The organism is Ruegeria sp. HKCCD6604 (genome assembly GCF_013110635.1).
Classification (GTDB): Bacteria; Pseudomonadota; Alphaproteobacteria; order Rhodobacterales; family Rhodobacteraceae; genus Ruegeria.
On sequence record NZ_WVQW01000012.1, the window covers coordinates 100,623 to 114,013 of the forward strand.

Annotated in this window: 11 protein-coding genes and 1 pseudogene; 2 read left to right on the forward strand and 10 right to left on the reverse strand. The window is 57.4% G+C overall.

The window, feature by feature from the left end; all coding sequences use genetic code 11:
• Window positions 1–27: 27 nt before the first annotated feature.
• Window positions 28–1,647: a glycosyltransferase family 39 protein gene (locus GS614_RS20170; protein WP_171727174.1), complete on the forward strand. Its 1,620-nt coding sequence runs from the start codon at window positions 28–30 to the stop codon at window positions 1,645–1,647.
• 52 nt (window positions 1,648–1,699) lie between these two features.
• Window positions 1,700–2,698, forward strand: coding sequence for a glycosyltransferase family 2 protein (locus tag GS614_RS20175; RefSeq protein ID WP_171727175.1), 999 nt, complete (start codon window positions 1,700–1,702; stop codon window positions 2,696–2,698).
• A 10-nt stretch (window positions 2,699–2,708) separates the two neighbouring features.
• On the opposite strand, the gene GS614_RS20180 is transcribed toward GS614_RS20175, so the two are convergent.
• From GS614_RS20180 to GS614_RS20225, 10 genes and pseudogenes are all read right to left on the reverse strand, one after another.
• Window positions 2,709–4,172 (reverse strand): glycosyltransferase family 39 protein, encoded by a 1,464-nt coding sequence (locus GS614_RS20180; RefSeq protein WP_171727176.1) that lies wholly within the window; start codon window positions 4,170–4,172, stop codon window positions 2,709–2,711.
• A gap of 214 nt (window positions 4,173–4,386) precedes the next feature.
• Window positions 4,387–5,574: a glycosyltransferase family 4 protein gene (locus tag GS614_RS20185; RefSeq protein WP_171617596.1), complete on the reverse strand. Its 1,188-nt coding sequence runs from the start codon at window positions 5,572–5,574 to the stop codon at window positions 4,387–4,389.
• Between the two features lie 70 nt (window positions 5,575–5,644).
• Window positions 5,645–5,836: a hypothetical protein gene (locus GS614_RS20190; protein ID WP_171120440.1), complete on the reverse strand. Its 192-nt coding sequence runs from the start codon at window positions 5,834–5,836 to the stop codon at window positions 5,645–5,647.
• Between the two features lie 90 nt (window positions 5,837–5,926).
• Window positions 5,927–7,090, reverse strand: coding sequence for an FkbM family methyltransferase (locus tag GS614_RS20195; RefSeq protein ID WP_171120437.1), 1,164 nt, complete (start codon window positions 7,088–7,090; stop codon window positions 5,927–5,929).
• A 184-nt stretch (window positions 7,091–7,274) separates the two neighbouring features.
• The gene (locus GS614_RS20200) at window positions 7,275–8,168 is read right to left on the reverse strand and encodes an NAD-dependent epimerase/dehydratase family protein (protein ID WP_171120436.1); all 894 of its coding nucleotides are present in this window, start codon (window positions 8,166–8,168) and stop codon (window positions 7,275–7,277) included.
• A complete protein-coding gene (gmd, locus tag GS614_RS20205; protein ID WP_367397138.1) occupies window positions 8,168–9,205 on the reverse strand; it encodes a GDP-mannose 4,6-dehydratase in 1,038 nt (345 codons plus the stop codon). Before gmd ends, GS614_RS20200 begins: the two co-directional genes overlap by 1 nt.
• 257 nt (window positions 9,206–9,462) lie before the next feature.
• Window positions 9,463–10,230, reverse strand: coding sequence for a glycosyltransferase (locus GS614_RS20210; RefSeq protein WP_216601227.1), 768 nt, complete (start codon window positions 10,228–10,230; stop codon window positions 9,463–9,465).
• A 220-nt stretch (window positions 10,231–10,450) separates the two neighbouring features.
• Window positions 10,451–10,573: pseudogene (locus GS614_RS20215) on the reverse strand (transposase); the annotation flags it as partial.
• Window positions 10,574–10,584: 11 nt separating this feature from the next.
• Entirely contained in the window at window positions 10,585–11,868 is a 1,284-nt protein-coding gene (locus GS614_RS20220) for a glycosyltransferase family 1 protein (protein ID WP_171727177.1), read from the reverse strand.
• A 52-nt stretch (window positions 11,869–11,920) separates the two neighbouring features.
• A complete protein-coding gene (locus GS614_RS20225) occupies window positions 11,921–13,339 on the reverse strand; it encodes a mannose-1-phosphate guanylyltransferase/mannose-6-phosphate isomerase (protein ID WP_371807921.1) in 1,419 nt (472 codons plus the stop codon).
• Between the last annotated feature and the right edge of the window lie 52 nt (window positions 13,340–13,391).

A 13,391-nucleotide genomic window follows, 5' to 3' on the forward strand; every position in this document is an offset into this window, starting at 1 on the left:
CGGCTCTGGGGGATTGAGGAACGCAGCATGTCCCATCCGGAAATCTATGTCCCCGGCATCGAGCTGGTTCCGGGTATTTCCGAGCCACCGCCGCGACATGGTCTTGCCGAAACTCTCTGGTGGCATTTCCATGACGAACCGCATCCCATGGGATGGTATACAGCCATGCTGGGCTGGACCAAGACATTCGGGACTTCGCATTTCGCGTTGCGGTTTCCGGGCATCCTGTTTGCCATGGGGTCGATCCCGCTGATTTTTCTGATTGCACGCAGCATATTCGGATCGTCCATCGGCTGCCTGGCCGCATTGCTGCTGTCGCTTCATGGCTTCCACATCTTCTGGAGCCAAACGGCACGTATGTATGTCGCCGGTGCCTTCCTCTCCCTGCTAGCGACCTGGCTTTTGCTCTGCCTGATGAGAACACCCAGACCACGGCCCTGGCTTGAGTGTGCTTATGTCGCCTCAGTTGTGGCCGGAGTGCTGACAGTCGAGTTTTTCTGGCCCCTGATCATGATCCATCTGCTGTGGGCAGCATTGGTTCTGCCCCGGCCCGAGCTGGTATCGAACCGCTCTTCACACAGGATCGGCCTGTGGCAGGGGCCCCGGCTGTTTCAGATACAGTCCCTTGCCTTCATCCTTGCCGCCCCTGCGCTGGTGCATGCAGTCTATCGCGCGCGCAAGGGCGCAGCGCTTGATCCATCCCCGGACTTTCTGATCGAATACTTCTCTTTCGGATTTCTGTTCGCCAAAGACGAATTCACAATTCCGCAGTTACAGATCGGGCAGGTCTGGGTCTGGTTGCTGCTGGCCTTTGCTCTGCTGCTGCTGACGGCCAGCCTGAAAGCCCCGAAGCGGGAAGCACCGATTTTCGCCACGACCCCTCGGATTTCCGTCTGGATTCCGGGCCTGCTGGCTGTCTGCTCAGCCGGTTTCATATTCTGGCTCGCCTCAATCGCACATCGCCGGAACGAAGCCTTGATGGCAATGTCCATCTTGCCGTTTCTGGCATTGCTCATCCCTGTCCTGGGCGCGGTCTGGGGCAGGTTTGTCCCCCGTCCGCCATCGCACACCCCGCATCACCCTCAGGAACGGGCGCTGCTTTTGTGGCTGCTGGCTGTTGCCGCACCGTTGATCCTTTTTGCGGCATCCCATTTCGTATCCGTCCTTGCCCCGCAGGCTTTTCTGGTTTTTGTACCTTACCTGCTGATCCTCTGCGCAGCAGGGGCAGTCTGGCTGTTTCAGAACATTCGCCTCAGGCTGGCAACGACAGGGCTGTGCCTGCTCGTCTTTGCTGCCAGCATACTCTACGCCAGCCGAAAGCCCGGCGCGCCGAACGATTATCAGGGCATTGCGCAAGCCGTGTTATCTGAAATGCAATCCGGCGATCTTGTTTTTCTGAGGAACCGGGATTGGGTCGATACACCGCTGTTCTATTACATCAATGACGCGAATTTCGTCGTCTCGGAATATGATGCATCTTTGCAAGCCAACCCCACATCCCGCGTCTGGCTGATCACCTGGCCCCATGAAGAAGCTTTTGTCATCACCGATGCACGGCGTGAGGCATTGAGTGACTATGATAAGACACTGGAAATTGAAAAGTTGCGCGCCCGGGCGGAACTTTTTGAGCCTGAGGGAAAACCATGATCACCTGTGCCCAAATGAACGGAAAAAGGCCCGCGTCATGGTGACGTTGAACATGAGTACACCCACAACTCCGTCCCGGGAAAAAGCTCTGGACCAAAGCGCTCCGACGCTCAGCATCATTGTGCCTATGTTCAATGAGGAAGAAGTTCTGCCGGTTCTGTTCGAACGTTTGGGGCAATTCCTCGATCAGCTTGGGGAAAGCCACGAGATCATCTGCGTCAACGACGGCAGCACAGACGCGACCGCCAGGATTCTGGCTGCGGCGCATGAGCGCGATGATCGTATCAAGGTGCTGAACTTTTCACGTAATTTCGGCAAGGAAATCGCATTGACGGCGGGGCTGGATGCAGCTGCGGGTGAAGCCGTTGTTCCGATAGACGCGGATTTGCAGGATCCGCCCGAACTGATCGAGACATTTCTGGAAAAATGGCGCGAAGGGTTCGATGTCGTCTATGCCGTCCGGCGCCACCGCGACAGCGATACCGCGATGAAACGCTGGACAGCGCGGAAGTTCTATCAGGTCATCAACCGGCTTTCGGGGGTACCGATACCCGCCAATACCGGCGATTTCCGCCTTATGGACCGGCGCGTGGTTCAGGCTGTAGGGCAGCTGCGCGAGCACAACCGCTTTATGAAGGGCCTTTTTGCCTGGGTCGGGTTTCGGCACACCGAGGTGGCGTATGACCGCCCCGAGCGTGCGGCGGGGCAGACCAAATTCAACTACTGGCGCCTTTGGAACTTTGCGCTGGACGGTATTACCGGGTTCAGCACCGTGCCTCTCAGGATTGCGGGCTATGTCGGCATGCTGACTGCGTTGGCCGCGATCATCTATGGTGTTTTCCTGATCTCACGCACCCTTGTCTACGGGGTGGATGTACCCGGCTATGCCTCATTGATGGTTGCAGTGCTGTTGATCGGTGGCCTGCAACTTGTCGTGCTGGGCGTCATCGGGGAATATCTGGGGCGACTTTATGCAGAGGCTCAGAAACGCCCGCTTTACATTGTCGAAAGCAGCCTGGGGTTTGAGCCACTGGACGGTCATTCATCCTGATCGCTCGGCCTCATCTGCGCCGGTAGACAAGAACCTGCCCGTCCCCCAGTGTCCCGGCAAACTCATGCACGCGTTCCAGCCGCCCTTCCGCATCACGTTGCAGATCAGGAATGGCACGGAACATCCGGTCTGGGAACAGAACAACCAGCGCCACAGGGCCAGGTTGGGCCATGGCCTCGGAATAGTCCTGCGCATCCCCGATGGTTCCCCAGTCGGCGTCGAAGTGGTCTTCGAAAAGGGGGCCGCCCGGGTTGATCGCATATACCCGTTCTGACGGGCTGCGGGTTTCTTCAACAAGCGCAAAAGCCCCCGCCAGATCCTGTTTCGGAGCAGAATAGTTCCGCTGCACCAAGAACACGGACACCACGATCATCGCCAGAACGCCCAACGCAAAGAGCGGCGATCCAAACCGGGGCTGTTGAGCCCACCGTGCCACCGCATCAGCACCGTATCGACACCCCACAACGGCCAGAATAATGATCAGCCCGATATCGACGAAAAAGAACCTCGGCCAGATCCGCATCTCAAGCGACAGCAGAAGCAGCAGCGTCACGGCGATATGCATGGCGATGGACGGGAAAAACAACGGCTGCGTCGCATGCGCCCCCACGGCACCGAAGACGATGACGGCCAGCCCACCGATCGCGATGAACAACATCAGCGGGCCGGTATCCCCAACCGCGGTCCGCAAACCTTCGACAATTGTCCAGAGCGGGTTCTGGTATTCCTGCATGGGGTCCACGGCGGATGTCGCCGAAACCTCGCTCACCGTGCCCGCTATGCTTGGCAAGATCGGCAGATACGCGAACAGGACCAGAACCAGCGCAACCGCAACACCCACCAGCGGATGCAGCACCCATTCGCGGGTCAAAGTGCCCCGGCCGAACCCGGTCACCAGGGAAAGCAGCCAGATGAGACCCAGTGCAACAAAGAAAAATGCACCGGTCAGATGGGTGAAAACAGCGGCCGCGGCGGTAAAGCCGAATGCAACCCAGGTGCCGGTCGCTGGCTGGCGCATCCCCCGCAGAAAGAAAATGAAGCCAAGCGTGCTCCAGAATGCAAGCTCGGTATATCCGCGCGCGTTCTGAGAGAACCAGACCTGATGATAGGACAAGGCCACCAGCAAGGCAGAAACATGCGCAATCGTACTGTCTGCAACCTCTTTTGCCAGCCACCAGATTACCCCGACTAGACCGACGCCAAACAGGACGGCCGGAAACCGGTATGCCCAGGCCTGATCTCCGAAGATCTGGGAAACCAGCTTTGCCTTCATGCTGAAAAAGTAATGATGGTTCATCGAATATTCGCGCATCATCTCATTCCACGGAAGGCTGACATGCGTATCGACGGTCCGGATTTCGTCATACCACAAGGGCGCGTTCAGCCCGGCGCTTCTGAGGACTGCGGCAAGAAGAAGAATGAACAGGAGTATTGCCAGATCGTTGCGGTCAAGCGCGGGGGAAGGCTGTTTCATGGGCTTCTCCAGTCCACTCGGTTCAGGTCAGGCACCCGGCAAAATCGTCGGCCTGGACACGGCGCATGCAGGTGCCGGTCCTTCTTTCGCATCCCACCGTATCCGGGGCGCATACTGACACAAGGCTCGGATGCAGGCGGTTTCACCTCAAAGCAGCCCAAATACTCGATAATATACAAAACATCCCCTTATTGTTTCCACTTCCTGCGCTCTGTCAGGCCACCCCATCCAGCATCTGCCGATAAATCTGTTCGATCCGTTCATGCACATGGGTTGGGTCGAAACGGTCCTCACGTGCCAATGCGCGGGCGTTGGCCCCCAAGGTTTTACGCAGCCCCTCGTCCCCTGCCAGTTCCAGAACGGCAGCGGTCAGCCCTTCGACATCACCGACAGGGCAAAGCCGCCCAACCCGGTCCGACACAAGCTCACTCACACCGCCGCAATCGGTCGCTATCACGGGCAAACCGGCGTGAAAGGCCTCGACGATTGAAATCGGCAGAGCCTCCCACCGGGACGTGAGCAGCATGAAATCCGCGGCGGCCATATGCAGGGGGACGGTATCGATCGGCCCCAGAACCCGGATGTTGTCACCAACCCCGGCCGAAGCAATCCAGTCCGAAAGCACGTCCGCCAGAGGACCGTGGCCAGCCAATGCGATCACGATATCGCGCCGGACCTTCACCAGCCGGGCCAAAACATCGATCATCACGTCGATACCTTTTTGCGGATCCAACCGGGCCGGACTGAAAATCAGCACGCCTTCCCCATCGCGCAAAAGCTCCTGTCTCAGCGCCAGAACTGCGGCGGGATCCTGATCCGGTGGCGGCGGCACACCAAGCCCAAGCTGGGCGGTGCGCGCCCGTGGCAGACCACGCGCAATCAGTTCATCAAGGGTTTTACGGCTGGGACAGGCGGTGACATGCGCCGCGAACTGAGCACTGCGCGCCACCCCGCCATACCGTTCGGGCGTCGAACCATGGAAGGTGAAAAGGCGACGGGTCGGCTGACCGGCAAGCGCCAGCCGGGCGACAAGTGCAGGGGCGGTTTCGTGGGAATGAACAAGGTCGAAACGGCCGCGGGCTACGATCTTTCGCAGTTTTTGCGCGCACCCCATGGCGGCTCCAAGCCGTCTCGTCATGCTGAGACGCTCATCTTCCGATACACGTTTCAGGTCCAACGCATGAAACCCGACATCACGCCCTTCCCGGCCCCATGGGCCCGGCGATCCGCCCAGTTCGACATGATGCCCCCGATCCCGCAGATGATCTGTCAGGTCGAGAATATGGCGCTGAATTCCACCTCGTTCGAATGCTGGCCCCAATTGCAGAACGCGTAGCGGCCGGGTGGAACGTCCGGTTGCAATATCCAGATCCTGCTCTGGTTGCCCTGAAACATAGGCCATGGACGAAACCCCTTACCCCCTTGTCCGGGGCACATGCGGACGTCATACAAACCCGCCACCCGGAAAGGTTTTACCAAATCGATTGCAGGTTCAGCACCGTTGATCTGATATGGTACGAGGCCGAGCCATGTTGAAACACAGCCATCATATGGCAGGTGCGCAATACGTCAAAGGTATCGTCGGCATTGGGGACGTCGATAAAGGGGAATGAATGCAGCAGCGCCCGGATTTCCCGCCTTTCAGGGGGTTTAGGTGCCGTCATATAAGCCAGACCACTTCAAGTGCCCTGCCCTGCGAGACGAGCCACTCAATGAACTCGTATTCGCTGAACTGAAAACAGCAGCAAGATCAATCAGGAGCTTGAGTGGATTGGCATGAGCAGAAGGTCAGTATGTGGAGATCCGGATTTGGATTCACTTTGCCGCAAATCGTCATACATCTGATCAAGCGCTTCAAGAGAACGATGAGCCAAGCGTCCCGGGCCGGAGGCACCAAGGTCGATGATCTGCACGTCGTCGCGTAACGCGAGCGCGTCCCGCAGCATTTTGTAGCCACCTGAACGCTCAAGACCATAGGGCCAAAACTCCAGCACAACCGGACAACGCATTCTGGTCAGGCTCTGTGCACAGCTCAGCACGTGACCTTCATGCCCCTGCGTGTCGACCCAGATCAGGTCTGGCCCGTTTTCGGGCAGCAGGCCGTCTTGTACCAGGCTGTCAAAGGTACGAACCGGCACATCCTGAAGGTTCCAGTCACCTTCGTCATGCAGGTTTGCGGCTGTGTCGTCGGAAACGCGCAGACGGTGATCTCCGAAATTGGACGGAGAAAGTTCCATCTGCATCGTTCCGTTCCGGTTCGACACAGCCATCTGATGGCAGGTTACTTTATGCTCTACGTCATGCAGCAGCGCGTTCGCGCGCAAAAGGCGAAAATTTTGCGGATCAGGTTCGAAGGCAATAACCCGGTCAAAGCCGCGTCGCGCCGCATGCATCGAATGGGATCCGATATTCGCGCCGATATCCACGAAACATGATGTTGCAACATCATGTCCGTTTTCCCTGAGCATTTGAATCACATCGTCGATGGCCTGTTCCTGGAAACGGCCTTCCTGACGCATAGACCAGCCAATTACGGCATCACTGCGGTGCGTGATCCAATACCCTCCCGCCGCGCCACGGGATATGACAAGATCCGAGCTCTGCACGAAGGGCTCGAATGGTGCAGAGATGTCTGTGCCTTCCGAAAGAGAGGATGTCTCGTTGCTGGCCACTGTTGCCGGTTCAGGCGACGCGCCGGGATGTTGGCTCGCAGGCCAGGGCAACATCAGATAATCCGGGCTGTTCATCCACTGCCGGAACGGGTGCTTCGGGGATCCGTCGCTCTCAAGAATCCAGTTTCGAAACACCCCACGCGGTTTCCCATTGGTGTGAAACAGTACCCTCCGCAAAGCACGTATTGGACGTCCGTTTGAGGGTCGGAACAGCAGGCGTTCCAGAATGTTGCGCTCAGATTGCATTCACAGTGCCTTCAGTTCTTTTTTGCAGTTCATCGGTTTTGCCGCGCACCGCTGATACTTTCGCACTCAGCGGCACATCTTCATCCAGCCCTTTTGCCCACTGCAACGACAGCCTTGTCTTGGATGGCCAACGCCCGGTGAATATCCGCGCCCGGCCTCATTTGACTCAGGGTGGTATCACGGATCACGTATTCAGCATCCATTGCAGCGTCTCTTCCAGCTTGTGGCGAACGCCCACCGGGATCAGACTTTCCAGATGTGTTGGATCGCCCATCAGAATTTTTATTTCCTGAGCACGCGCAAAAGCAGGGTTGGACACCACTTCGATCTCATGGCCGGTGATGGTCCGGCACATATCCAAGATCTCTCCCAGCGCCGTTGCCTTGCCCGAGCAGACATTCACGGTTTCACCCCGAGGCGCGGTTTCAAGCAGCAACCTGTATATCCGCGCCACGTCGCGCACATCCGAAAAATCCCGCGCGACGTCCAGATTACCCAGCTCCAGCTGCGGCTTCTTTTGACGAAAATGTGAAACGATCTTCGGTACGAGGAATTTGGGGTCCTGCCCGTTGCCCGTATAATTGAATGGCCGCGCGATCACGATAGGAAGGCGGTCGTCAAACAGCCGGGCCATGTGCTCCATGGCAAGTTTTGAAACCGCGTAATCATTAACCGGCGCCGGACGAGTGATTTCCCGGATGGACGCCTCTGTGGCGTTGCCATAGATATTTGCGCTGCTGGCCAGAACAACGGCCTTGCTTCCGTGCCCGGTGTTGGCCAGCGTTTCAAGCAAGCACCGCGTCCCCATCAGGTTGACCTGATAGAAGCTCTCTGCTGTCCCATGCGCCACAAAAGCGACCCCCGCCAAATGCAGCACTGCGTCCGGCGCAACATTGGTGATAACCCGCTCAAGGCTGCGAGCATCGGTTAAATCCGCTTCCAGGTAATTGGGATCGGGTTCAGGGGCCGGATGAGCCCCAGTCCCCCAAACATCCCATCCCGCCCTTGCAAGCTCTTTCGCGGCGTAGCGTCCGGTAAACCCGTGGCGTCCGGTAATCAAAACTCGGAGCGCAGACATCAGAAGGACACGCCCTTCTCGTTACGCGCCAAATCTGCCTCAACCATCATCTGGCAAAGGTCCTCCAGGGACGTCGAGGCTTCCCAGCCAAGCTCTTGTTTTGCCTTGCTTGCGTCACCAATCAACAAATCCACTTCGGCAGGCCGGTAGAATTTGGGGCTGATCTGCACGAGAACACGGTTGCTTTCGGCGTCGACGGCCACTTCCTTCTCGCCCTCGCCTTCGAAACGCAGCTCGATTCCCGCACTCTTGAATGCCATGGAGACAAAATCCCGTACGGTCTCGGTACGACCGGTTGCCAGCACAAACGTGTCGGGTTCATCGGCTTGCAGCATACGCCACATGCCGTCCACGTAATCCCGGGCAAAACCCCAGTCGCGTTTCGCGTCGAGATTGCCCAGCTCAAGGCAGTCAAGCTGGCCCAATTTGATTTTGGCGACTGCGTCGGTGATCTTGCGGGTCACAAATTCCAACCCCCGCAGAGGGCTCTCGTGGTTGAAGAGAATGCCCGAGCTGCCAAAGATACCATAGCTTTCGCGGTAGTTTATCGTCATCCAGTGCGCATAAAGCTTGGCAACACCATACGGGCTGCGCGGCCAGAACGGGGTCGTCTCGCGCTGTGGCACTTCCTGAACCTTGCCGAACATTTCGGAAGTGGACGCCTGATAGAACCGGATCTTGGGGTTCACAATCCTGATGGCTTCGAGCAGATGCAGGGCACCGATGCCGGTAATCTGCGCCGTCGTGTGCGGTTGTTCGAACGAAACGCCCACAAAACTTTGAGCGGCCAAGTTATAGATTTCGTCCGGCTCTACCTGCTGAATAAGCCGGATCATCGTCCCCATGTCCGTCAGATCAAGCTCGGACAGAACCAAATTGGGGTGATTGCGAATTCCCAGATCTTCAATGCGCCAAAAATTCGTGGAAACAACCCGGCGAAAGGTGCCAACGACCTTGTATCCTTTGTCCAGCAACAGCTGTGCGAGATAAGCACCATCCTGCCCGGTGATACCTGTAACGATCGCAGTTTTTGTCACTCCTAATCCCTTTCTGTTTTGTCGATTGCCCATCGGATGAGACACCTCGACATGAGCAATACTCTTTTTTGTCAACTTCGCCATGTCTACATGGCCGCTGCGGTGTGATTTCGCTTAACTCCCGTTGCGGAACAAGCGACCTTCAAAATTTTGCATCGGAGGGGAACCGTTCTGAGCCGGACTTTGAACCGGGGGGCGAACTTTTCGATCAAGGGCTGACCGGCTCAAACGCCTGAAACTCTCCAATATGCGTTGAATTATCTGGGTGCGTACATAGCCTGCCCCATATCCTGAGCCACATCAGACCAGCTGCGCAGATCCGCGACTTTGATTTTGTCTTCCAGGGTTGCCCGGTGAGAGGGATCATTGAGCCTCAGGACAGCTTCGGCAATGCTTTTGACACTCATTGCATCACAATATTCAACCAGATCCATTCCAACTTCGACAAGCGAGCTGTTCTCGGCGACAACTGCGGACTTTCCGTAAGCCAACGCCTCGCCCACAGGCAGGCCCCAACCTTCGTAGACACTGGGCATCAATACAAACTGGCAATTCTTGTAGAGAACGTGAAGCTCTTCGTCCGTTGGGCCCTTAACTTCGCTGACATAACCGTACACATCGCCCGTCCCCTTCATCAGAAGATCAAACTCTGTCGTCACCCAGCCCCTGCGACCGGCAAATATCAGCTTTGGCAGGTCCGTATGACCCTGATCAACCAGATATTTCCATGCCATCGCCGTGCGCCAGATATTCTTGCGCAGTTCCACCGTGCCAACACAAAGGGCGTAGGGTTCACCAACAATTTTCCGCAAATGGGCATTGAGGTGGCGAGCATCTTCAAGCTGAGGGTATGCGTCAAACGAAATCCGGGAAGACACGGGGCCTTGCTGTTGCACCTCGATCTCTGCGGGTTCGGTTTTGGACAGTCCCGCCTGCGCCAAAGGAATAGCTGTTGCGTTGTGCCGGATGTCATGCGCCTGAAAAAAGCGTAAAAGATCGCGCCGGGTGGCTTCGGAAATAGTCATATAGCGGCTCGTATATTCCCGAGAGGTCAAAAGCCAGTCATAGAATATGTAAGGCATGCTTCCAGCTGTAAGCTGCGTGACCTGAGCCCCAAGTTTCCTCCACCTGGCGGAGAGCCCTTGGGTTTGGTTGCTCTGCTCCCCAACCTTGGACCGCCGGGAGCTGGAATTTTCCGGCTGTCTCATGATGACGGGCTGGTAACGCCATCGGGATAATGCAGGCAATCGGGACGTTGTATCCAATAGCGCTGTGGGGTCTGTCCTCGTTGTAGTGCCTACGCCAATCCTCCAACTTTTCCCGAGCATCCGCAAGGCTCATGAACCAGTGGGCGTTCAGGCACTCCGCCCCGGGCGGTTTCAGTAACCCAGTTTTTGCAACACCCCGCGCAAGTCCACGGCAACGTCCGTCCAGGTGCGAAGCTGCGGTTTATGTGCGGTAATGCGCGTGCGCAGTTGTTCGGTGAAATCCGGATCCGTCAGCAACCTTGTGATGTGATCTGCAAGCTGATCGGCCCGATCCGGGTCGAAATAAACGCCAAGGTCTCCGCACACTTCTTTCAGAGCGGCCGCGGTAGAGCAGAGCGCTGGCGTGCCGAACCACAACGCTTCGCCTGCGGGCAAACCCCAACCTTCCATTCGGCTGGGCATGATAAGCGCCAGTGCATTTTGATATAGATTTACCAAATCCGTCTGGTTGGGGTTTTCGCGAAAAACCACATGATCGCGGATTGTGCTGCATTCATCCGATTGCAGATAGGCCGTGGTCTTGTGGCGCAACGCCCCGGCCAGAACCAGCGTGGGAACGTCTTTTCCATCCCGTTTCAGAATGCGCATCGCCTCGAAGACCACATCCAGGTTCTTACGGCCCAGCATTGATCCAACGGTCAGAATATAGGGCTGCTCAGGGGCGTCCTGCTCAGCCTGTTCGGTTCCTTCCGGACATTCATGCACAAGAGGCACAGCAAAGGTTTCTGGCGCTTCAGGCAGGATATCTTTTTGGGAAAAATCCAGAATCTCCTGCCGCGTGAACTCGGAATTGGCCAACAAGGCTTTGGACCGCGAAACCAGCAGTTGGTTGTCCCCGATGAAGTTGCGCGGAAAGCTTGCCAGCCGGTGTTCAAAATCGTGCAAGGGGATCATGTCATGCAGCATGGGAATGATGTCGCAAGACACGTCCTTGCGATCCAGTGCGCACAGAATCTCGACGATCAGCTTGGGTCGCCCGCAGCTCACCAGGGTTTTGCCGGACATGTCTATGGGCGTCATGCCCGGTGCGATCGCTTCCCAGGCCTTGCGGTTTCTGCGCATGACCAGCGGCCGGACAGCTGCAAGCGCCAGATCCCGCAACACGGATTTGGTATAGTGGTGACTGCGCACACGCACTTGCCGGATTCCGCTGGGAACGTTCAGGTCCACCCCGCCATCTGCCCGCAGACTTGGGAAGATTTCAAACAGCTCATCATGACCTTGTGAGAAAACGGCGAACCTGACGGCGGTGCCCTGTTTTTTCAGTTCTGCGCCAATCTCGGCAACGACCCTGGCAATCCCGTAGTAGCGCAGCTTACCGGTTGAGGCCAAAAGAACCTCAGTCAGGTCATAGACAACCTGCTGCTTTTCGGCTGCATTAAGCTCTTTCACCATTCCCGTTTCCGTTCGATCATCCGTTCAGTTGAGGCTGTCTTCCCGGAGCGTTCTAGACCCGGGAATAAACGTCCTCATAGCGGATGATGTCATCTTCGCCCAGATAGCTTCCGGTTTGCACCTCGATCAGAACCATTGGCACTTTGCCGGGGTTTTCCATGCGGTGCACAGCGCCAAGCGGGATGTATACAGACTGATTTTCGGTGACCAGTTTGACGTCGCCGTCGACCGTGACCTTCGCAGTGCCCTCGACCACGATCCAGTGTTCGGAACGGTGGTGATGGCTTTGCAGGGACAGGGCCGCGCCGGGGTGGACATGGATGCGTTTGACCTGGAAGCGTCCACCAATAACCAGACTTTCATACCAGCCCCACGGACGGAAATCCTTGGGAAATATAGTGGCCTGGTTTGCGCCCTTGGCCTTAAGCGCTTCGACGGCTTTCTTCACGTCCTGCGCGCGGGATTTATCCGCCACCAGAACCGCGTCAGGCATTGCCACGGTGATGACGTCCTTCAGGCCGATACCCACCACTTCCAGATTGCCCGCCTCTGAACGCAAAAGCGTGTCGCTGCAGTCAATAGCCGTAACGCTGCCCGCCGCCACAACCCCGTTTTCATCGGGGCCCGCTTCACGCCAGACCGAGTCCCAATCACCCAAATCAGACCAGCCAGCGGAAAACGGCACGACGCTCAGGTTGTCGGCTTTCTCCATCACGGCATAGTCGATCGAGATATCCTCGACCTGCCCCCAGGCCTCAGGGTCCAGCCGCAGGAAACCAAGATCCGTCGTGGCTGCCTCGCAAGCTGCCTTGACCGGGGCCATCAGCGCCGGCGCGTGGGTTTCAAAGGCGGCGATGACATCATTGGCCCGGAACAGAAAGATACCGCCATTCCACAGATGTTTGCCATCGGCCAACATCGCCGTTGCCGTATCCACATCCGGTTTCTCGACAAAACTGTCGAGCTTGACGGGCGCGGTGCCGTCAGGCGCCCCCGCCAGCTTGAGATACCCATATCCGGTCTCAGGGCGGTCCGGCATGATTCCAAAGGTCACCAATTGCCCGGCCTGGGCCGCGGGCACGCCTGCGGCCACAGCGGCGCGGAACGCATCTGCATCAGGCACGACATGATCGGATGGTGCGACCAGCAACAGGGCCTCGGGGTCGGATGCCGCCACATGCAGGGCCGCAGCCAGAACCGCAGGCGCGGTATTGCGCCCTTCCGGCTCGATCAGAATGGCACCTGGATCAATACCCGCTGCCAGCAACTGTTCAGTCACGATGAACCGGAAATCAGACGCGGTCACCACCAAGGGCACGCCATACCCCTCTCCGGACAGGCGCCGGGCCGAGGCCTGAAACAGGGTCTCTTCCCCGGTAATGGCGGCAAACTGCTTTGGGTAGGATTTCCGGGACAGCGGCCAAAGGCGGGTGCCGGAACCGCCGCAGAGAAGAACAGGAGTGATGGACACGATCAAACAACCTTTGCCAGTAAATAGAGGTTTCTACTCTCAACTTAACACC

Bases quoted from the DNA above. Each gene is read 5' to 3' on its own strand.
- GS614_RS20170 (WP_171727174.1), top strand. From the start codon at position 28: ATGTCCCATCCGGAAATCTATGTCCCCGGCATCGAGCTGGTTCCGGGT.
- GS614_RS20175 (WP_171727175.1), top strand. From the start codon at position 1,700: ATGAGTACACCCACAACTCCGTCCCGGGAAAAAGCTCTGGACCAAAGC.
- GS614_RS20180 (WP_171727176.1), bottom strand. From the start codon at position 4,172: ATGAAACAGCCTTCCCCCGCGCTTGACCGCAACGATCTGGCAATACTC.
- GS614_RS20185 (WP_171617596.1), bottom strand. From the start codon at position 5,574: ATGGCCTATGTTTCAGGGCAACCAGAGCAGGATCTGGATATTGCAACC.
- GS614_RS20190 (WP_171120440.1), bottom strand. From the start codon at position 5,836: ATGACGGCACCTAAACCCCCTGAAAGGCGGGAAATCCGGGCGCTGCTG.
- GS614_RS20195 (WP_171120437.1), bottom strand. From the start codon at position 7,090: ATGCAATCTGAGCGCAACATTCTGGAACGCCTGCTGTTCCGACCCTCA.
- GS614_RS20200 (WP_171120436.1), bottom strand. From the start codon at position 8,168: ATGTCTGCGCTCCGAGTTTTGATTACCGGACGCCACGGGTTTACCGGA.
- GS614_RS20210 (WP_216601227.1), bottom strand. From the start codon at position 10,230: ATGACTATTTCCGAAGCCACCCGGCGCGATCTTTTACGCTTTTTTCAG.
- GS614_RS20220 (WP_171727177.1), bottom strand. From the start codon at position 11,868: ATGGTGAAAGAGCTTAATGCAGCCGAAAAGCAGCAGGTTGTCTATGAC.